Source organism: Prevotella sp. P6B4 (assembly GCF_000619985.1).
Classification (GTDB): Bacteria; Bacteroidota; Bacteroidia; order Bacteroidales; family Bacteroidaceae; genus Prevotella.
Window position 1 is genome coordinate 90,471 of sequence record NZ_JHVE01000006.1, and the last position, 19,512, is coordinate 109,982.

General features: G+C 46.5%; 17 protein-coding genes and 1 tRNA gene. 2 read left to right on the forward strand and 16 right to left on the reverse strand.

All coding sequences use genetic code 11. The features are described from left to right. Positions 1 to 4 precede the first annotated feature (4 nt). The gene (locus T491_RS0105595; RefSeq protein ID WP_155950048.1) at positions 5 to 298 is read left to right on the forward strand and encodes a hypothetical protein; all 294 of its coding nucleotides are present in this window, start codon (positions 5 to 7) and stop codon (positions 296 to 298) included. 188 nt (positions 299 to 486) lie between these two features. Here T491_RS0105595 and gyrB read toward each other — a convergent pair whose 3' ends face one another. From gyrB to T491_RS17635, 3 genes are all read right to left on the reverse strand, one after another. Next, positions 487 to 2,463: a DNA topoisomerase (ATP-hydrolyzing) subunit B gene (gene gyrB, locus T491_RS0105600; RefSeq protein WP_013063082.1), complete on the reverse strand. Its 1,977-nt coding sequence runs from the start codon at positions 2,461 to 2,463 to the stop codon at positions 487 to 489. Positions 2,464 to 2,622: 159 nt separating this feature from the next. Next, complete coding sequence (rpsT, locus tag T491_RS0105605; RefSeq protein WP_013065333.1) at positions 2,623 to 2,877, reverse strand: 30S ribosomal protein S20; 255 nt, start codon at positions 2,875 to 2,877, stop codon at positions 2,623 to 2,625. A gap of 152 nt (positions 2,878 to 3,029) precedes the next feature. Then, positions 3,030 to 3,101: transfer RNA gene (locus T491_RS17635), tRNA-Glu, on the reverse strand. Positions 3,102 to 3,259: 158 nt separating this feature from the next. On the opposite strand from T491_RS17635, the gene recO reads away from it, so the two are divergent. Continuing rightward, positions 3,260 to 3,985 carry a DNA repair protein RecO gene (gene recO / locus T491_RS0105610; RefSeq protein WP_028903013.1) on the forward strand — a complete coding sequence of 242 codons (726 nt, stop codon included), beginning with the start codon at positions 3,260 to 3,262 and terminating at the stop codon, positions 3,983 to 3,985. Positions 3,986 to 3,994: 9 nt separating this feature from the next. Here recO and ftsZ read toward each other — a convergent pair whose 3' ends face one another. The 13 genes from ftsZ to mraZ are packed head-to-tail and all read right to left on the reverse strand — an operon-like array spanning position 3,995 to position 19,413. Next, positions 3,995 to 5,335, reverse strand: coding sequence for a cell division protein FtsZ (ftsZ, locus tag T491_RS0105615; RefSeq protein WP_033147363.1), 1,341 nt, complete (start codon positions 5,333 to 5,335; stop codon positions 3,995 to 3,997). 14 nt (positions 5,336 to 5,349) lie between these two features. Further along, a complete protein-coding gene (gene ftsA / locus T491_RS0105620) occupies positions 5,350 to 6,804 on the reverse strand; it encodes a cell division protein FtsA (RefSeq protein WP_028903015.1) in 1,455 nt (484 codons plus the stop codon). Positions 6,805 to 6,818: 14 nt separating this feature from the next. Continuing rightward, positions 6,819 to 7,571 carry a cell division protein FtsQ/DivIB gene (locus tag T491_RS0105625; RefSeq protein ID WP_028903016.1) on the reverse strand — a complete coding sequence of 251 codons (753 nt, stop codon included), beginning with the start codon at positions 7,569 to 7,571 and terminating at the stop codon, positions 6,819 to 6,821. 21 nt (positions 7,572 to 7,592) lie between these two features. Further along, on the reverse strand, positions 7,593 to 8,969 hold the full coding sequence (murC, locus tag T491_RS0105630; RefSeq protein WP_028903017.1) for a UDP-N-acetylmuramate--L-alanine ligase: 1,377 nt from the start codon (positions 8,967 to 8,969) through the stop codon (positions 7,593 to 7,595). Between the two features lie 6 nt (positions 8,970 to 8,975). Continuing rightward, complete coding sequence (gene murG / locus T491_RS0105635; protein ID WP_197018803.1) at positions 8,976 to 10,082, reverse strand: undecaprenyldiphospho-muramoylpentapeptide beta-N-acetylglucosaminyltransferase; 1,107 nt, start codon at positions 10,080 to 10,082, stop codon at positions 8,976 to 8,978. 33 nt (positions 10,083 to 10,115) lie between these two features. After that, the gene (locus T491_RS0105640) at positions 10,116 to 11,363 is read right to left on the reverse strand and encodes an FtsW/RodA/SpoVE family cell cycle protein (RefSeq protein ID WP_028903019.1); all 1,248 of its coding nucleotides are present in this window, start codon (positions 11,361 to 11,363) and stop codon (positions 10,116 to 10,118) included. A gap of 3 nt (positions 11,364 to 11,366) precedes the next feature. Beyond that, entirely contained in the window at positions 11,367 to 12,698 is a 1,332-nt protein-coding gene (gene murD, locus T491_RS0105645) for a UDP-N-acetylmuramoyl-L-alanine--D-glutamate ligase (RefSeq protein ID WP_028903020.1), read from the reverse strand. Positions 12,699 to 12,706: 8 nt separating this feature from the next. Further along, positions 12,707 to 13,978 carry a phospho-N-acetylmuramoyl-pentapeptide-transferase gene (locus T491_RS0105650; RefSeq protein WP_028903021.1) on the reverse strand — a complete coding sequence of 424 codons (1,272 nt, stop codon included), beginning with the start codon at positions 13,976 to 13,978 and terminating at the stop codon, positions 12,707 to 12,709. Positions 13,979 to 13,989: 11 nt separating this feature from the next. Then, entirely contained in the window at positions 13,990 to 15,441 is a 1,452-nt protein-coding gene (locus T491_RS0105655; RefSeq protein ID WP_028903022.1) for a UDP-N-acetylmuramoyl-L-alanyl-D-glutamate--2,6-diaminopimelate ligase, read from the reverse strand. Positions 15,442 to 15,464: 23 nt separating this feature from the next. After that, positions 15,465 to 17,585 (reverse strand): penicillin-binding protein, encoded by a 2,121-nt coding sequence (locus T491_RS0105660; RefSeq protein ID WP_028903023.1) that lies wholly within the window; start codon positions 17,583 to 17,585, stop codon positions 15,465 to 15,467. Positions 17,586 to 17,594: 9 nt separating this feature from the next. Next, on the reverse strand, positions 17,595 to 18,032 hold the full coding sequence (locus T491_RS0105665) for an FtsL-like putative cell division protein (protein WP_051522992.1): 438 nt from the start codon (positions 18,030 to 18,032) through the stop codon (positions 17,595 to 17,597). 14 nt (positions 18,033 to 18,046) lie between these two features. Continuing rightward, the gene (gene rsmH, locus T491_RS0105670) at positions 18,047 to 18,961 is read right to left on the reverse strand and encodes a 16S rRNA (cytosine(1402)-N(4))-methyltransferase RsmH (RefSeq protein ID WP_028903025.1); all 915 of its coding nucleotides are present in this window, start codon (positions 18,959 to 18,961) and stop codon (positions 18,047 to 18,049) included. Next, a complete protein-coding gene (gene mraZ / locus T491_RS0105675) occupies positions 18,958 to 19,413 on the reverse strand; it encodes a division/cell wall cluster transcriptional repressor MraZ (RefSeq protein ID WP_028903026.1) in 456 nt (151 codons plus the stop codon). Before mraZ ends, rsmH begins: the two co-directional genes overlap by 4 nt. Between the last annotated feature and the right edge of the window lie 99 nt (positions 19,414 to 19,512).

Here is a 19,512-nt window from a genome sequence, read left to right on the forward strand (position 1 = left end):
AATAGTGAAAAGAATATATTTATTAGGCTCGATGGCGCTGTTGGCCATCATACTCTTATCGGGTTGTCATTATACCGGCAACAAATATTATTACCACGAGCTCGACAAGATTGATCATCGGCATAATCGTGACTTAGCTCGAAAAGAACTGGCCCAACTTAAAGGACAGGCGGATAATTGTGCCGACTATGTGAAGCATTATTATATGCTGTTGACCCTTGAGATGAACAACGATCTGTCACCCGAGCGCAACTTCAAGACTGTTGATGAAATAATTGAGACATCTGACCATAGATAGGTATCAGGGTGTTGTAGTCGCAATCACTACTTGTAGTATCTGCATTTTCGATGGCGGTATAGTATGCTTGTAGAGCTTGTGGTGCCTCGCCCATATCGGCATACACTCTGCCCTGCAGGTAATATGCCAGCATTCCCGCTCCAAGGTGTGAAGCGGGAATGCGTAGGGTTTTATTTAATAACGTGTTATTATGCGTCGATATTGGCGTATGTGGCATTCTTCTCGATGAACTCGCGGCGTGGTTCTACGTCGTCGCCCATCAGCATTGAGAAGATCTCGTCGGCCTCGGCGGCATTCTCGATGGTAACCTGCTTGAGCAAGCGGTTCTCTGGGTTCATGGTAGTCTCCCAAAGCTGCTCTGGGTTCATCTCACCAAGACCTTTGTAACGCTGGGTGTGCAAGCCCTTGTCGTCGCCGTTACCAGCCACGTACTTATCGATGAATGCCTGGCGCTGCTGCTCGGTGTAGCAGTACTCAGAGGTCTTCTTATAAGTACACTTGTAGAGTGGTGGGGTAGCGATGTAAAGGTGACCGCCCTGGATAACCTGTGGCATGAAGCGATAGAAGAGTGTCATGATCAGTGTGTCGATGTGAGAACCATCGACGTCGGCGTCGGTCATGATGATAATCTTATCGTAACGCAACTTATCGATATTGGCATCCTTAGAGTCCTCGCCGTCAACGCCGAAGCGTACACCGATACTTTGGATGATGTTCATAACCGATTCGGCCTCGAACACACGGTGCCACTGTACCTTCTCTACATTCAGAATCTTACCACGCAGAGGCAGGATGGCCTGGAAGTGACGGTCGCGCCCCTGCTTAGCAGAACCACCGGCCGAGTCACCCTCGACGAGGAAGATCTCACACTCCTTAGGATCCTTGTTTGAGCAGTCGGCCAGCTTACCAGGCAGACCACCACCAGTCATAGGATTCTTACGCTGTACACTCTCGCGGGCCTTGCGGGCTGCAATACGTGCTGTAGCGGCCAGAATTACCTTCTCGCAGATGGTATGAGCCTCTTTGGGGTTCTCCTCCAGGTAGTTGGTCATAGCCTCGCCTACGGCCTTCTGTACGGCGCCGTTCACCTCGCTGTTACCAAGCTTGGTCTTGGTCTGACCCTCGAACTGAGGTTCTGCTACCTTTACAGAGATGATGGCGGTAAGACCCTCGCGGAAGTCGTCCTGGGCTACCTCGATCTTGGCCTTCTCAATCTGCTTGCGCAGCTGATCATCCTCGTCGGCATACTTCTTAAGTGTACGGGCCAGGGCGATGCGGAAACCAGTCAGGTGGGTACCACCCTCGATGGTGTTGATATTGTTAACGTAAGAGTGGATATTCTCTGAATAATCGCTGTTGTACAGCAGGGCAACCTCAATGGGTACACCATCTTTCTCGGTCTTCAGGCAGATAGGATCGCCGATGATTGAGGTGCGGTGACGATCGACGTAGCGAACGAACTCCTTGAGTCCCTCCTTGGCATGGAATACCTCGGGCTGACGGAGGTTACCCTCTTCATCAGGACGCAGGTCGGTAAGAGTGATGGTGATACCGGCATTAAGATAAGCCAGCTCGCGCATACGCTTAGCGATGATGTCGTACTTATATTCGGTAGTAGTGAAAATGCTGCCGTCGGGCCAGAACTGCTGGCGGGTACCGGTCTTATCGGTATCGCCTACAATCTTTACGTCGTAGAGGGGCTTACCCTTCTCGTACTCCTGCTGGTAGATGTGACCGTTGCGGAATACCTGCGACATCATGTGGGTAGAGAGCGCGTTTACACAGCTTACACCTACACCATGCAGACCTCCTGATACCTTGTATGAGCCCTTATCGAACTTACCACCGGCGTGGAGTACTGTCATAACCACCTCGAGGGCGCTCTTGTGCATCTTCTCGTGCTCATCTACAGGGATACCACGACCATTGTCCTGAACGGTGATTGAGTTATCCTCGTTGATGGTTACCTCGATGTGGGTACAATAGCCAGCCATGGCCTCGTCGATGGAGTTATCAACGGTTTCGTTTACCAGATGGTGGAGACCCTTCTCACTGATATCGCCAATGTACATAGCAGGGCGCTTACGTACAGCTTCCAAACCCTCGAGTACCTGAATGTTACTCGCGGAGTAGTTTTGTTCTTGGTTCAGTTGTTCTTCTGTCATTATTTTAATTCTTCAATTTTTCAATTCTCGAAATTTACCATTTTGGTTGCAAAGGTACAAAAAAAAGTTCAGATAAACATAGTTTATCTGCTAAAAAACTGAAAAAAGAAAGCCGCAACCCTCTTGGGGCTACGGCTTGTACTTATTGTTGGGTAAATATTATCCCAGCTTGTTAACGTGCAGTGCAAGGCTTGACTTCAGGTTTGCGGCCTTGTTCTTGTGGATAACGTTGGTCTTAGCCAGCTTGTCCAGCATCTTCTGTACCTTGGGGAACAGAGCTACAGCCTCTTCCTTGTTTGTTGTAGCACGGAGCTTGCGAACTGCGTTACGCATAGTCTTTGCGTAGTAGTGATTGTGAAGTGCTCTTTTCTTCTCCTGACGGATTCTCTTCACTGATGACTTGTGATTTGCCATGTTTTTAATGAAATTAAAATTGTTAATATAAAGCTTATGGGTCTTACGTCGTTAAGGCTGCCCTGGGCGGGTTCTTGCGAACCCTCCGTCACCTTATCCCATCCTTACTGGTTGGTAGCACATGGCTGTGCAGATGACAGATTTAAATTTTGTAGTCCCTAGGAGAGTCGAACTCCTCTTTAGAGAATGAAAATCTCTCGTCCTAACCGATAGACGAAGGGACCATCGCGTAAAATGCGGGTGCAAAGATACTGCTTTTTTTGAACTTTGAGCTTTGAACTTTGAACTTTATGGCTAAATTTAATAATTATTAACCAAATACTCTGAAAAAGTTCAAAGTTCAAAGTTCAAAGCTCAAAGTTTCTTATTACCTTTGCACCGTATGTTGACGAAAACTCAGGCTGTTGTGCTGCATGCCATCAGGTATGGCGAGACGAGATTGATTGTAGATATGTTTACCAGATCGTTTGGTAGACTGGCGTTTATTGTTAGCATACCAAAGACTTCGAAAGGAAAAATGAAAAAACAATTCTTTCAGCCTCTAACCTTGTTAGAAATCGAAACTGATATGCGACCTAATATACAGTTGCAGAAGTTGAACGATGTGAGGTTGATGAGCCCGTTTTTCTCTATCCCTTTTGATCCGGATAAGTTGGCCATCTCCTTATTTGTGGCTGAGTTTTTGTATTATGCGTTACGGTCAGAGCAGCGTAACGAACCTCTCTATGACTATCTTGAAACTAGTATACTTTGGTTAGATGGTCAGCAGTCGCGTTTTTCTAACTTTCATCTGGTATTCTTGTTGAGGTTAACACGCTTCTTGGGGTTTTATCCCAATATGGACGACTATGCGAATGGCGATTATTTCGATTTGCGAGAGAGTATATTTGTAAGGAATCCGCCAGTGCATCGTGACTTTTTGCATCCGGAAGAGGCACAGAAGGTGCAGTTGATAATGCGCATGGATTTTCCTACGATGCATTTGTTCAGAATGTCGCACCAGGAGCGCAATCGCCTGTTGGAGATATCTCTAAAATATTATCGACTCCATCTGCCGGATTTTCCAGAGATGAAGTCGATAGAGGTATTAAAAGCCTTATATCAATAAGGTGCTGATTTACATAAACTTGATAGTTCCCTGAATGGGTTCGTGTATATCCTGTGAAGGTTCATCGATGTTTACAACCTCGTCGATAATACTAGCTTGTGAATTGATGCTGTCCAGTATTTCGCGTGTACGCTTATAGGTTGGTGTCTGTTCTACTGCTGAGATGACATCATCGTTGTCAAGATCCTCTGGGCGGAACAGATAGATGTTTGGACGACGCTTATAGCGCTTGGTAGCACCTTCTCCACCATAGTAGCGATTACGGCGATCTTGACGTTCAGCTGCTTTTTCCTGTTCGGCTGCGATGCGGTTGATGTCCTCCTGACTGTGCTTTTTGAGGTGCCCGTTCATGCCGTCGACATTCTCAATACCGAATCCTGTAGCAAGAATCGTAACCTTAACCTTTTTGCCCAATTCAAGGTCGGTGGCAAGTCCCCACTTGATTTCGAAGTCGTTGCCGAACTTTGCCATAAAGTCGTTCACGTCGTTCATCTCCTCCATCATGAGCGATGACTGACCATCCTTAGAACCTGCAAATGAGATGGAGAGCAGAATTTTCTTGGAATTGAAGATGTCATTATCATTGAGTAATGGCGAATTCAAAGCGTCTTCAATAGCTTTCTTTACACGGCCTTCGCCTTCGCCATAACCTGTTGACATGATGGCTACTCCACCATCCTTAAGAACGGTCTTTACGTCGTTGAAGTCGAGGTTGATCAGACCATGAACGGTGATAATCTCTGCAATTGACTTGGCGGCGATACTCAGTGTGTCGTCTGCCTTGCCAAAGGCATCGAGTACAGATAGCTCTGGATAGATTTCGCGGAGACGTTCGTTATTGATGACCAGTAACGCATCTACATGCTTTGACATTTCTTCAACACCGTCGAGTGCCTGGTCAATTTTGCGATCGCCCTCGAAACGGAAGGGAATGGTGACAATGCCAACCGTAAGAATGCCTAATTCTTTGGAAACACGTGCAATGACAGGAGCTGCGCCAGTTCCCGTTCCACCACCCATACCTGCTGTGATGAATGCCATACGAGTGCCATCGTTCAACATCGATCGGATGTCCTCAATACTCTCTTCGGCTGCTTGACGTGCCTTTTCTGGTTTGTTGCCTGCCCCAAGTCCTTCCTTACCCAACTGGAGATGAACGGGTACAGGCGAATCGTTTAGTGCTTGATTATCGGTGTTGCAAAGCACGAATGTTACATCGTGAATGCCTTCACGATACATGTGGTTAACAGCGTTGCCGCCACCGCCTCCAACACCAATCACCTTGATGATGCTATGTTCCTTCTCCGGTGAACCGAAGTCCAGAATATCCATATTCATATTGTTCTCCATAATCTTCTTTGTTTTTAATCTTCTTCTTCGACAATCGACTTACCAAATTTCAAGAGACCTTTCTTGAACTTGCTCCAAGTGCTATTCTCCTTGCGGATACGTGCTTCTTCCTCTTGCTGGCGACGCTCTTCTTCCTGTCGTGCACGCTCTTCCTCTTCCTGCTGACGACGGCGCTCCTCTTCTGCCTTCTGTTTCTCGGCCTCAGTGCGTATAACACCGGCTGGAAGGTCGGTCGTCTGGCGGGCTGGGCGCTGATCGCTAATAGGATGATTCGTGGTTTTATTGAGCTCGGGGAACAAATTGCCGTTGGGGTCGTAGGCATCGCCGGCGCAGTTGATATCACCTTTTGCCAAAAGACCTAAAACTGTGTTCATCATACCATTACGCGACTTAATCTCCTCATTGTTTGTGTTGATAGTCTGCGAAACGAACTTAGCGATGCGGATCTTGTCAACATGGGTGTGATTCATGAAGGCCTTCTCAATGTTCTTCATGTTTGAACCACCACCAGTCAGGATGATGCCGCCCAACAGTTTATCGTAATATTCAGATGGAATCTGATACCAGACATTTTCGATAATTTCTTCCAAACGTCCCTCGACAATCTCTACGAACTTTCGGCTCTCTACCTGGCGCTCGGGATCGATGGAATACTTCAGATCGTTATCAATTTCGTTGTTGTCGGTATAGGCAGAGCCATATTTTAATTTCATCTTCTCAGCATCGCTCTCTTCCATCTGGAGGGTGGCGATATCCTTAGTGATATTGTTACTTCCGAGAGGAATAACAGCAAGGTGGCGCAAGATGTTCTTAGAGAAAACAGATACGGTGGTAGTGTCGGAACCCAGATCGACAAGTGCACAACCTGAACGCTTTTCAACTTCTGTCAGTACGCTGTCGGCCAAAGCTAATGGTGCTAGATACATTTCGGCAACATTGATACCGGCAGTTTCAAAACATACATTCAGGTTGCGATAGAAGGCTTTGCGCTCTAAAATGTTCAAGAAGTGACCTTCAAGATGTGTAGCCTGGATACCTACAGGATCCAGTTGAAACTGTGCTCCTACTTTGTATTCCTGTACGGCAGCATCGAGGATTTCCTGATCCTGATAGGTCATATTTCGGTTTGCATCCATCAGTTCTATGATCATATCCTGAGTGATAATGGTTTCTTCCGGCAGGTCTTTGGTAACTACGTTCTTTACACTCCGGATAGACTGCCCTCCCACACCAACGTAAACTTGTGTGATTTGTGTCTTGAGCTGATTCTCCAGCTTCTTAATGATGCTGGTTAGGCATTGTGCGGTTTTGTCGATATTGTAAACCACACCTTTTCGGATGAACGAAGAAGACTCTTCTTTGACAACAGCGAGTACGTTGATGCTGCCGTCGAGATTCTTCTGTCCTGCGATTCCGGTTACTTTGGATGAACCGAGTTCAATTGCTACAATAAATTCCTTTGCTGCCATCTTTTATAAATGATTTATCTGTTGTTTCTTTTGCATATAATCTGGTTGTTGAATTCCACGTTGATATAGTTGTATTTATTCCACCCCGCCTTGTTCAGACCATAGATATAAAACTTGCGTAGACGCTCAAGTTTGGTGTCGATGTTGGTTGGAGAACCAAGGTAGACAATATGGTCACCTACGCGTGGCACCATCTCAAGTGTACCGTTTGCCAGTATATTGAGCTGTACTGTCTGGTTGCGCCAGAAGCTATTGCTGACGATGTGATTGGCAATCTTCGACAGGGTGTTCTGGGCATATCTTTTGGTGATGTGACCTGTGGCTATCAGGATATCTGTGGCGTAACCTGCCTCGGGCATAATGTTGCCATGATTGTCAAGATAGTAATTGTCACCATTGTCGCCCATAATACGGATAACGGGAATTCGCTGCTTGATACTGATGCATACGTGTCCGCTTAATGTTTTATAGCACTCGGCTTTCTCGACAAACGGACTCTTCTGGAGGGTCTCTTCCATCTTTCTGGGAGAGATCGTGTTCATGGGTTGTAATAGTGGATATATTCTTTGCTGTGTAAGCATCTTCTTGACTTCATTAGGATTCAAGAAACCCTCCATCGACTCCTTTTCGATGTCGATTTTTACCTCTGTGCACGTTTTGGCCATGGCCTCGTCGGGGTCATTGAATGCAGTGATAGCGAGGATCAGGTAGATGCCAACGAGCACGTTGCAGGCTACGATGAGGGTTTGTCTCCAATTAAAAGTCATGGGCTGTCTATTCAAAGAAGATTACATTTTCTCATTGAGAATCTTGGTGATTTGAGGGACTTGATTGTCGAGGTCGCCTGCACCAAGTACAATCAGCACTTCGAAGTCGTGACTCTTGATGTAGTCGAGAACGTCGGTCTTTTGAATCATCTCTTTCTTGACACCAGGCTTCAGGTTATCATAGATGAGTTGAGAAGTGACACCATCAATGGGTAATTCGCGTGCTGGATAAATCTCGGTTAGGATAACTTCGTCGAGCTGGCTCAGCGCATCAGCGAAATCCTTGTAGAAATCGCGGGTACGAGTATAGAGATGTGGCTGGAAAATGGCAGTGATATGCTTGTCCTTATACAGCTCACGGATACTCTTAGCGCTCTGATAGATTTCTTTGGGATGATGTGCATAGTCGCTTAGGAAGACCATCTTACTGGTTTTGATTTTGAAGTCAAAACGACGGTCAACACCTCCATAGGTCTGCATGCCATACTTCAATTCTTCGGCTGTGCAACCATTAAGTTGTGCCATAGCCATTGCTGCGATTCCATTTTCGATATTGATAGGTACGGGCTGACCTAACTGTATGCCTTTGATACTCTCGATAGGAGAAATGAAATCGAAGGTTATCTCGCCATTCTCAATGTGGATGTTCTCTGCGTGAAAATCACCTTCGTCGAGGCTATAGTCATAGCGATGAACATCTGGCTGGATGTTCTCTTTCATCTCCAAGTCGCGATGGATAATAAGCGCGCCACCTGGCTGAATAAGTTCTGTATAGTGACGGAAGCTTTCCAGATAAGCCTCTTTAGTTCCATAGATATCCAAGTGATCGGGATCAGTAGATGTGATGACGCTCATCCAGGGACGGAGCCAGTGGAAAGAGCGGTCAAACTCATCGGCTTCGATTACAACGTAGTCCGAGTCAGACAGGATATAGTTGGTGCCATAATTCTTGGAGATACCCCCAAGGAAGGCGTTACAGTCCAGATGGCTCTGATGCATGATGTGAGCACACATAGTAGAGGTTGTGGTTTTACCATGGGTTCCTGCTACACAAAGACCTTTGTGGCTCTTTGTGAGTGTGCCAAGTACTTGGGCACGCTTCTGAATTTCAAAGCCATTTTCGCGGAAGAATGTGAGTTCCTTATGCTCAGCGGGGATGGCAGGTGTGTAGATAATCAGGCACGACTCCTTCTTTTTGCACTCGTGTGGAATTTCGTCTACATTCTCTTCATAGTGGACGAGCATACCTTCGGTCTCGAGTCTCTTAGTGAGGTCGGATGGTGTTTTGTCGTAGCCGGCTACAACTAGACCTTTCTTAATAAAGTAGCGGGCGATGGCACTCATGCCGATGCCACCGGCTCCTACAAAATATACTGCTTTGATGTCTTTTAATTCCATAATTCTTTATTTTCTTTCTGCCAGTTTGATGACTTCTTTTGCAATGATGTCGGCTGAATTGGGCAGTGCAAGTTTCAATACATTCTCGCTGAGCGACTGGAGCTTCTGCTCGTCGGCAACAGTCTTGATGGCCAGTTCAAGTAGTGTGGCAGGAGCTTCTGCATCCTTGACGTAGATTGCTGCATCGCGATTAGCCAGAGCCAAAGCGTTCTTGGTCTGATGGTCTTCGGCTACATTAGGACTTGGTACAAGGATTACTGGCTTGCCGATGAGGCAGAACTCTGATATACTGCTGGCGCCAGCACGACTGATAACCAGATCGGCAGCCTTGTAAGCGGCACCCATATCTGTGATGAAATCGGTAATCACAAGATTGGGGATATGCTCTCCCTTCATTCTCTCTGCTATCTCTGCGCTATAGTATTTACCTGTCTGCCAGACGAATTGGGCATCAGAGGCCTTAATGAGATCGAGGTGCTGCAGTACGCTTTCGTTGATGGTACGTGCTCCTAAACTGCCGCCTACCAGTAGGATGGTTTTCTTGGCAGGATCCAAATGAAATGACTTGATGGCATCTTCGCGTGAGACCTTGGTGTCGAGTAAGGCCTGACGAACAGGGTTGCCAGTCAGGATTATCTTTTCTGCAGGGAAGAAGCGTTCCATGCCCTCGTAGGCTACACAAATCTTTTCGGCTTTCTTTGCTAAGAGCTTATTGGTGACGCCTGCGTAGGAATTCTGCTCTTGTATAAGACATGGAATGCCCATCGTGGCAGCTTTATTCAATGTAGGGCCGCTGGCATAGCCGCCAACTCCCACTGCTACCTGCGGTTTGAAATCTTTGATGATTTGTTTAGCCATACGCTGACTTTTCCATATCTTATATAGAACCTTAAAGTTCTTCAGAAGATTCTTGCGATCAAAACCACAGATGGGCAGACCTTTAATGTCGTAGCCTGCAGCCGGTACACGTTGCATCTCCATTCGACCAACTGCGCCCACAAACAGGATTTTTGCATCGGGACGAAGCGCCTTGACGGCATTTGCTATAGAAACTGCAGGGAAAATATGCCCTCCAGTGCCTCCTCCGCTAATGATGACTCTCAGTTCTTCCATATCTATTCTTCTTATTGCGTGCAAAATTACAAATTATATTTCTTTTTCTGCTATTTTTGCCTCCCTTTTTTTCGCTGAACGGCTAACACTTAATATAACACCAATGTAGGCACAGTTAATAATGGTGGAAGTACCACCTTTACTGATCAATGGGAGCGGTTGACCTGTTACAGGCGCTATGCCCACAGCAACAAGCATATTGAAGGCTGCCTGGATGACCAGTAACAGTGCTAATCCCATGGCTAGAAATGCTGGGAAATTGTTCTCACACCTACTGGCGATACGTGCCGTGCGATAGAGTAGCACGATATAGAGGAATACTACACCTGTGGCGCCGAGAATGCCCAACTCTTCGATGACGATGGCAAAGATGAAGTCGGAGAATGCCTGTGACAGGAAGTCGCGTTCTACCGACTGCCCAGGGCCTTTGCCAATAATGTTGCTCGATACGATGGCGATGTTGGCATGAGCTACCTGAGCGTCCTTGTCAAGGTCGTATTGGTCGGGCGTTATTTCTTCTTTGTTCGAGAATTTCTTGATACGTGATTTCCAAGTGTCAGCACGGTGCAGCAATTTTTCAAGTTTGCTCTTCTCCTTTGGAGCAGTTGTGACTTGTTCGGTGGATGCTTTGTCGACAGCTATGCTGTTGTCATTTCCAACAGCCATAACCAAGAGTAGTCCGCAAAGAACTAAACCAGCGACAACGCCTGCTAATTTGATTAACTGAATAGCAGGTACACGGCCGATAATCATCATCAGATAGACTACTGAACATAAAAGGGCTGCAGTAGACAGGTTTTCGACCATGATAAGAAATGCTATCGGAACTACGATACACAGGATATATTTGAAAGCTTTTTTATCAGCTCCGTTCTCGCGTTGCATAGCACTAAGAATTTGGGCAGTCGCCAATACGATAGTTCCTTTGGCAATCTCTGAGGGCTGGAAGGTGAGTCCGAAGATATTAATCCATCGGCTGGCATCGCCAGTCTTTTCACCCGTGGCAAGTACCCAGAGTAGCAGGATAACTGTGATGATAAGCAAGAAAGGCGTCATCAGTTTGAAGTATCGGCACGGAATGTTAAGGGTAACTACTGCCACTACCGCGCCAAGGATGATGGTGATGGTGTGGAAAACAATCGGACCCATGTAATTCTGGCTCTTATACGTCAGGTTACTCGAGGCAGAGAATACCTCGACAATACTGATCATACAGAGGAAGAAAAATACCATCCAGATGACCTTGTCTCCTTTAAAGATGTTGCCTATTTTCTTGTTCATTCTTTACAGACTTCTTGCAATTGTCTTAAACTGCTCGCCACGGTCCTCCATGTTCTTAAAGAGGTCGAACGAAGCACAGCAGGGGCTTAACAGTACGGTTTCGCCTGGCTTAGCCATCTCGTAGCAGGCCTCCATACACTCCTTCATAGAGTGAGTGTCGCGAACGGGGATACCTAAATGGTCAAAGTTGTCGTGCAACTTCTGGTTGTCGGCCCCCAGGTACACAATACCAGAGCACTTCTCCTTAACCAGTGGTTTGATGGGCTCGTAATCGTTGCCCTTGTCCTTACCACCGATAATGAGGATCACCTTGGTCTTCATGGCCTCAAGGGCATACCAGCAGGCATCGACGTTGGTGGCCTTTGAGTCGTTGATATACTGTACGCCACGCACGGTGCAAACCTTTTCCAAGCGGTGCTCAACACCAGGGAAGTCGCTCAGGCTCTTGCGAATCTCTTCCTTCTTGATACCAGCAATGTCGGCAGCAATGCCGGCAGCCAGCGAGTTGTAGATATTGTGCTTGCCTGTAAGACTTAGACTCTCCTGCTCCATGTTGAATGGCTCGGGCTTCTCAATCTTATACTGGCCCTCCTCGATATAACCAATCACGCCCTTTTCCTTCAGTTCAGAGAATGGGTACTGGATAGAGTGGATATCGTACTTCTCTAATTCGCGCTTGATGATGGGATCGTCAGCCCAGTAGATGAAGGCATCCTTATCTGTCTGGTTCTGGATGATACGCATCTTGGCATCCACATAATTCTGCATCTCGAAGTTGTAACGATCCAGATGGTCGGGGGTGATATTCAGCAGAATAGCGATATCGGCACGGAAATCGTACATGTTGTCGAGCTGGAATGAGCTGAGCTCAATGATGTAGTATTCGTGTGGATCCTCGGCCACCTGCAGCGCCAATGAGTTTCCGATGTTACCAGCTAAACCGGCATCGTAACCAGCCTCCTTAAAGATATGATAAATGAGCGAGGTAGTGGTGGTCTTACCATTAGAACCTGTGATACAGATCATCTTTGAATTGGTATAACGACCAGCAAACTCAATCTCGCTGATAATATGGATTCCCTTGGCAATGATCTTCTGAATCATGGGAGCGGTATCAGGGATGCCGGGACTCTTGATGATTTCGTCGGCATTCAGAATTTTCTCCTCTGTATGATGTCCTTCTTCCCACTCAATCTGGTGGTCGTCCATCAGCTTTTTGTACTTGTCGGCAATCTTCGACATGTCTGATACAAACACATCGAAACCTTCTTTCTTTGCGAGAACAGCGGCTCCTGCACCACTTTCTCCTGCTCCTAATATAACAATCCTTTTCATATATTTGTTTAACGCATCTTTAATGTAATGATGGTGATAGCGGCCAGAATAATTGATGTAATCCAGAATCGGATAGTAATCTTCGACTCGTGGAACGGACGATGAGGCCAGCTCTTAAGAATATATCTACTTGTAGCATCGAGCTGTGTGTCGAGCTTACGGAAATTGTCGTGGATAGGTGTAGCACGGAACACGCGCACACGTTGGCCTTTGTGTTTCATGAACTTAAACCACTGGGTTTGGATAATCACGCTCAGACTCTCAACGAAGAAGATGCCGCACAGGATGGGTAACAGCAACTCCTTATGGATGATTACAGCGGCAACACCGATGATTCCACCGATGGTGAGCGAACCGGTATCGCCCATGAACACCTGAGCGGGATAGGCGTTGTACCACAGGAAACCAATCATGGCTCCGATAAAGGCACAGAGGAATACAACCAATTCTTCAGAGTGGGGAATGTACATGATGTCAAAATACGATGCATAGCCGATGTGCGACGATACATAGGCTAGAATACCCAATGCCACACCAATGATTGCGGAGTTGCCGGCACACATTCCATCCATTCCGTCGTTCAGGTTGGCTCCGTTGGATACCGCAGTTACCACCAGAATTGTCATCAGTACAAAGAGTACCCAGCCTGCAGCTACTTTATACTTGCCACAGAACGACATGACATTCGAGTAGTTCAAGTTGTGGTTTTTAATAAAGGGAATGGTAGTGTGAAGTGACTTAACAGCCTCCTTCTTGTGTTTAACTACAATTTCCTGATTCTGTTGTCTGACATTCACGTTCTCTCGTACCACAACATCTGGACTTAACCAGAGTGTTAAGCCGACGATGAAACCAATGCTCACTTGACCTACAATCTTGTATTTGCCTTTCAGACCATCTTTGTTGCGTCTGAAAATCTTGATGTAGTCGTCCAAGAGACCTAAGAATCCGAGCCAAACGGTGGTGATAACCATTAGTATGAGATAGGTATTGCGGATACGTCCGAACAGCAATACAGGTATCAGTATACTAATTATAATGATGATACCACCCATGGTTGGTACACCTTTTTTCTCTACTCCGAATGGATCGATGCTCGGGTCGCGCTCAGTCTCAAAGATGCTTCTGCGTTTCATCCATTTGATGAACTTCTCGCCGAACCATGCCGAGATGAGCAACGAGAGAATAAGAGTGAGTAGTGAGCGGAATGAAATATACGCCCACATGTGTGATCCAGGTATATCGTACTGGTCGAGAAATCTGAACAGATAGTATAACATAAACGATGGTATTATGAATTAAATATTTCCTTGACTACTTCTTTGTCGTCAAAGTGGTGCTTTACACCTTTAATTTCTTGATAGTCTTCATGGCCCTTGCCGGCAATCAGGATAACGTCGCCCTTTTCTGCCAGCATGCAGGCAGTGCGGATAGCTTCACGACGGTCAACAATGCTCAGTACTTTTTTCATTTGTTTCTGATCGAGTCCGGCCAGCATATCGTTGATGATATCCTGTGGTTCTTCGAAACGTGGGTTATCAGAGGTAATGATGACTCTGTCGCTCTGTTTTACGGCTTCTTGTGCCATGATGGGACGTTTGCCCTTATCACGGTTGCCGCCAGCACCGCAAACGGTGATAACTTTACCTTTGCCATTTAAAACCTCGTGGATGGCATTCAGTACATTCTCCAAGGCATCGGGGGTGTGAGCATAATCAACAATGGCGGTGTAACCCTCGGGTGAGTGGATGGGCTCCAGTCGGCCGTTGACACTCTTCAGAGTACTGAGAATCAGTAAGATGTCTTCTGGTTTCTTGCCTAACATGACGGCGGCACCATACACGGCCAGCAGGTTGCTGACATTAAATTTACCTATGAATTGTACGCCAACCTCTTTACCGTTGATGTCGAGATACATTCCCTCAAAATGGCATTCAATGATCTTTGCCTTGAAATCAGCCATTGTACGCGTAGAGTATGTCTTTATATTGGCCTTGCAGTTCTGTACCATCACCATACCATTCTTGTCGTCGGCATTGGTAATGGCAAAGGCATCTTTTTCAAGACCGTCGAAGAATGCTTTCTTGGCATCACGATAGTTCTCGAAGGTCTTGTGATAGTCCAGGTGGTCGCGTGTCAGGTTGGTAAACAAACCACCGGCAAACTTCAATCCGCCGATGCGTTTCTGAGCGATGGCGTGACTAGAACACTCCATGAAGGCATACTCGCAACCGGCATCGACCATCTGAGCCAGCAAGCGGTTCAGCTCGATGGGGTCGGGGGTTGTATGATCGGCAGGAATAGCTTCGTCTTCGATATAGTTACAAACGGTTGACAGTAAACCACATTTGTGTCCGAATTTGCGGAACATATTATATAATAAGGTGGCAATGGTTGTCTTTCCATTAGTACCCGTTACGCCTACCAGCTTCAGTTTTCTTGAAGGATCGCCATAGAATAGGGTGGCAACCTTTCCGACAGCGTCTTCGGTAGAGGCAACTTGTATATATGTGACTTCTGGGGCCAGTTTTTCTGGTATCTTCTCGCATAAAACAGCTGCTGCTCCCAATTCAATAGCTTTGGGGATGAACTTATGTCCATCCGTTACTGTACCTGGGATAGCAACGAATAGATGTCCCTTTTCAATGCGGCGGGAATCGATGTTTACTCCACTTATTTCCACCCCGGCATCACCTGTGATGTTGAGGATTTCTACATGTTTGAGTAATTCGTTTAATCTCATATTCTTATACCTTATTATATATATTAATCTAAAATTAGTTCGCACACCATGCCCTGCTTGATAGAGCTGCCGGCGTGGATGCTTTGTGACTTTACTTTTCCTCTGCCCTTCAGATGTGTCTTGATGCGACGACTTTCTAACAGGAATACAGCATCTTTTGCTCCCATTCCCGTAACATCGGGTACCACGTTTTTGCTAACCTCACGATTGCTGTTGTTGGAAACAGAGCCTTTCGCTTTCAGACTTGCCAGAACGAAGTTGGCAGCAGAGTTGTTGCCTTTCTTGACATCGGGAGTCAGCACTGATTCGGCGTCACGGGCATCGTCGACGCTACGTTTCAGGTTCTGGGCCATGACGCCTTCGGCGATATGATGGAATACTACACCGCTCATGCCGCCACCAGAGGCCGGTAGTCCTGATTTCTTTAAGCAGACGATACAGGTGTAGCGAGGATTGTCAGCAGGGAAGAAACCGGCAAAACTCAGCCAGTAGCGTGTCACACCAGAGTGATAGCTGCCATATTGGTCGGCAACTTGCGCAGTTCCTGTTTTTCCTGCAACCTTGAATGATCTTGAACCGGCTTTTTTACCGAGTCCTTGACTAACCACATGCTCCAATATGGTCTGCATGGTCTTGATGGTCTGTGGTTTGGCAATTCGCTCTTTTAAAACAACGGGCTCAAATTCCTTGATGACTTCGCCGTTCTTCATCAGTTGTTTTACGAAACGAGGCTGCATCATCTTGCCATCATTGGCGATGGCATTATAAAAGGCTACCGTGTTGATGGGAGCTATCTGGGTTTCATAACCTATACTCATCCAGGGGAGGGTTGTCTTGCTCCAATACTTTGATCTGTCGGTGGTTTTGGTGTCCGGCATGCGGATCATTGGTGTATGATAACCAACCAATGGTAACTTCAGGTCTTCGTGGATACCTACGCGATATAGACCTTCAACATACTTTCTGGGATTCCGGCCATAATACTTGTCGATGAGGTAGCTGACACCGATATTCGAGCTGACTTCCAAAGCACGGGCAACATTAATGGTGCCGTATCCGCCACGTCGCCAGTTATGGTCTTTCATAGGACGTCCGTGCATTTCCATAACGCCACATCCGGTTGGAATGGTCATGGTGGTGTCGATTACACCATCGTCGAGGGCAACCAGGAATGAGGCAACCTTGAATACAGAACCTGGTTCGCAACGGTAGCTGATGGCATTATTCACCATTTCGTAGTATTTTCCATCATTGCCACGGGTCATGTTTACAATGGCTTTAACATCACCGGTTTTAACTTCCATCAGAATGGCAACGCCCATTTCACCGTTGATTTCCTTCAACTCGTCGACCAATGCGCGTTCTGCTAAGTCCTGCATACTAACGTCGATGGTGGTCACAACATCTACACCGTCTTCAGGCGAGAGAACGGGAATATCCAAGTACTTGCTGAGAATCTTACGACGGTGCATCAAACCGTTCTTTCCACGAAGCAGGGTGTCTAACGATAACTCCAATCCGTTCTTAGCGCTATCTTTAGCTATATAGACATCGCCGATGGTACGTTGCGCCAATGTGCCGAATGGTTTGCGACGTGTGTTGTATTCTTCCCAATGGAAACCGCCTTTGTAGGTACGTTCCTTGAAGATCGGAAGGTTGTGTACTTCGCAGAATGTATTATAGTCTATACGACGACGCAGAATGTCCCAATGGCGAGAACCTATTGTGCCATTTTTCTGAACCTTATGCTTTCCTTCCAGAAGATGTTGCTTGAATTCTGCTGCCGACTTCTGTGGGAAAATCTGATTCAGCTCGTAGCAAATGGTGTCGATGTTGGCTGCCCAGATGGAGTCGCGGTTACGCTTGCCGATAGAATCGTCTGCGCTGGCTTGAAAGTCCATAAACACCTTGTATTCCGGTATGCTACTGGCCATCAACTGACCGTCGCAACTTAATATGTTACCACGATTCGGTTTTACAGTAACACTGTCGCGCTTCAGTCGAGATGCTACTTGAGTCCAATAATCCTTCTTGGCGGTCATGATGTACATGGCCTTGCCAATTATGGCAAAACCAATCAGTGTGAGTACTACTGCGATTGCGAAGTAGCGAGGCATGACCTTATCGTTATTGAACTTACTCATCTTGTATTCTTATTCTGGTATATTTATTATATATGGTGGCTGGTCTGAAATGTGTAACAGACTGTCTTTATTTTGCTTCAGCGCGTCAAGCACGTGGCTCTCACGGCATTTCTCTGTCAGTGTGCTGGAACTGGATAGTGCCTTGTATTTGGCATCGAGCAGTTCCTTTTCCAGCTTGTCGATGGCAATCAGGTCTTGCTGACACTGGTATCTGGAGGCAACATAGACGATGGTGAACACAACAATCAATACGCACAACCATATCTGTTTGCGTACCATTTCTGCAGTCAGGAAGTCGCCACCAAGAATGGTTCTGAGATTCAAGGACGGGGTTAGCTTGGGGTCTTCCTCCTTAACTTTCTCCTTGATCTTCTGGATGGTCTTCTTGGCTTGTTCCTTCACGTCAGAAGTTTCGGCCAATAATTCTATATTGTCTTTATTCTCCATCTGTTCTCTCTTTGTTACAATCTTTCTGCGATTCTCAATTTGGCACTTCTGCTGCGTGGGTTCTGCTGCTGTTCCTGGTCACTGGGTACAATAACTTTGTTGTTGACCAGGCGGAAAGGTGCTTCAATGCGTCCGAAGAAATCTTGTTTGATCTTACCTTCTACGTTGCCGGCCTTCATCATGTTCTTGACGATGCGGTCCTCGAGCGAGTGATAGGTGATAACTGAAAGGCGCCCACCTTCACCAAGCATGTCCTTTGCTCCATACAGCATTTCTTTCAGAGCATCCATCTCGTGGTTGACTTCTATGCGAAGCGCCTGAAACATCTTAGCCATCTCTTTTTTCTCTCTTTCCCGCTGAAACAGTTTTTCAGTGATGCTCATGAGGTCGCCTGTGGTCTCTATCGCTTTCTCGCTGCGCGCCTTAGCGATGGCGGCTGCGATTCTTTTGGCATTTTTCAGTTCTCCGTAGATGTAGAAAATATCTGCTAACTGCTCCTCGCCGTAGTTGTTAAGCAGCTCGGCTGCTGTAGCTCCGGCACGCTTGTTCATTCTCATGTCAAGTGGCGCATCGAATCTGAATGAGAAACCACGCGTTTCGTCATCAAAGTGATGACTTGATACCCCTAAATCAGCGAGCAAACCGTCGATATGGTCTACTCCGTAGTAGCGCATCCAGTTCTTCAGATATCTGAAGTTGCTCCTGACAAAGGTGAAACGTTGGTCGTTGACAATGTTCTTTTCTGCATCAGGGTCTTGGTCAAAACTGTATAAATGTCCGTTTTTACCAAGTCGACGCAGTATTTCCTTGCTGTGTCCGCCTCCACCAAAGGTTACGTCAATATAAATGCCGTCGGACTTGATATCAAGTCCGTCAATGCTCTCGTTGAGGAGCACGGGTACATGGTATGTCTCTGCTGTGGTTATCATAAGGAATCACAGTTATTCATGATGTTCTCAAGTTCGATGCCGAATTCTTCTTCGCTCTTCTGTGTTAACTTCAGTCGTTCGGGAGCCCAGATCTCAATCGTGTTGTCCATGCCGATGAACTGTATGTCTTGGTCTATCTCTGCAGCTTTAAGCAGACGCTTTGAGATGAGGAAACGACCATTGCCATCAAGGGTTACAACCTCGGCTTCTGATACGAACTGACGGAAAATCTGTTGGTGTGCTTGCTTCCAAGGACTTAACTGCGACTTCAGTAAATCCAGTCGCTCGTTCCATACGCTTTCAGGATAGAGTACCAGACAGTTCTGGAAAACGTCCTTCCTGATTACCAGGTTTTCCTCGCCAGATGCCTGCAGCACCTTGCGGAAAACGGCTGGGAGGAAGGCTCTTCCTTTAGCGTCGGTTTTTGCCTCTATATTACCTATAAAACGCATACGTACCTATTTAATAATTTATTTGCCGCAAAGTTAGTCATTTTTCCCCACTTTACACCACAATTCCCCACTTTTTTTTGATTTTAACCTTTTTTTGTT

Bases quoted from the DNA above. Each gene is read 5' to 3' on its own strand.
- gyrB (WP_013063082.1), bottom strand. From the start codon at position 2,463: ATGACAGAAGAACAACTGAACCAAGAACAAAACTACTCCGCGAGTAAC.
- rpsT (WP_013065333.1), bottom strand. From the start codon at position 2,877: ATGGCAAATCACAAGTCATCAGTGAAGAGAATCCGTCAGGAGAAGAAA.
- recO (WP_028903013.1), top strand. From the start codon at position 3,260: ATGTTGACGAAAACTCAGGCTGTTGTGCTGCATGCCATCAGGTATGGC.
- ftsZ (WP_033147363.1), bottom strand. From the start codon at position 5,335: ATGGAGAACAATATGAATATGGATATTCTGGACTTCGGTTCACCGGAG.
- ftsA (WP_028903015.1), bottom strand. From the start codon at position 6,804: ATGGCAGCAAAGGAATTTATTGTAGCAATTGAACTCGGTTCATCCAAA.
- T491_RS0105625 (WP_028903016.1), bottom strand. From the start codon at position 7,571: ATGACTTTTAATTGGAGACAAACCCTCATCGTAGCCTGCAACGTGCTC.
- murC (WP_028903017.1), bottom strand. From the start codon at position 8,969: ATGGAATTAAAAGACATCAAAGCAGTATATTTTGTAGGAGCCGGTGGC.
- murG (WP_197018803.1), bottom strand. From the start codon at position 10,082: ATGGAAGAACTGAGAGTCATCATTAGCGGAGGAGGCACTGGAGGGCAT.
- T491_RS0105640 (WP_028903019.1), bottom strand. From the start codon at position 11,363: ATGAACAAGAAAATAGGCAACATCTTTAAAGGAGACAAGGTCATCTGG.
- murD (WP_028903020.1), bottom strand. From the start codon at position 12,698: ATGAAAAGGATTGTTATATTAGGAGCAGGAGAAAGTGGTGCAGGAGCC.
- T491_RS0105650 (WP_028903021.1), bottom strand. From the start codon at position 13,978: ATGTTATACTATCTGTTCAGATTTCTCGACCAGTACGATATACCTGGA.
- T491_RS0105655 (WP_028903022.1), bottom strand. From the start codon at position 15,441: ATGAGATTAAACGAATTACTCAAACATGTAGAAATCCTCAACATCACA.
- T491_RS0105660 (WP_028903023.1), bottom strand. From the start codon at position 17,585: ATGAGTAAGTTCAATAACGATAAGGTCATGCCTCGCTACTTCGCAATC.
- T491_RS0105665 (WP_051522992.1), bottom strand. From the start codon at position 18,032: ATGGAGAATAAAGACAATATAGAATTATTGGCCGAAACTTCTGACGTG.
- rsmH (WP_028903025.1), bottom strand. From the start codon at position 18,961: ATGATAACCACAGCAGAGACATACCATGTACCCGTGCTCCTCAACGAG.
- mraZ (WP_028903026.1), bottom strand. From the start codon at position 19,413: ATGCGTTTTATAGGTAATATAGAGGCAAAAACCGACGCTAAAGGAAGA.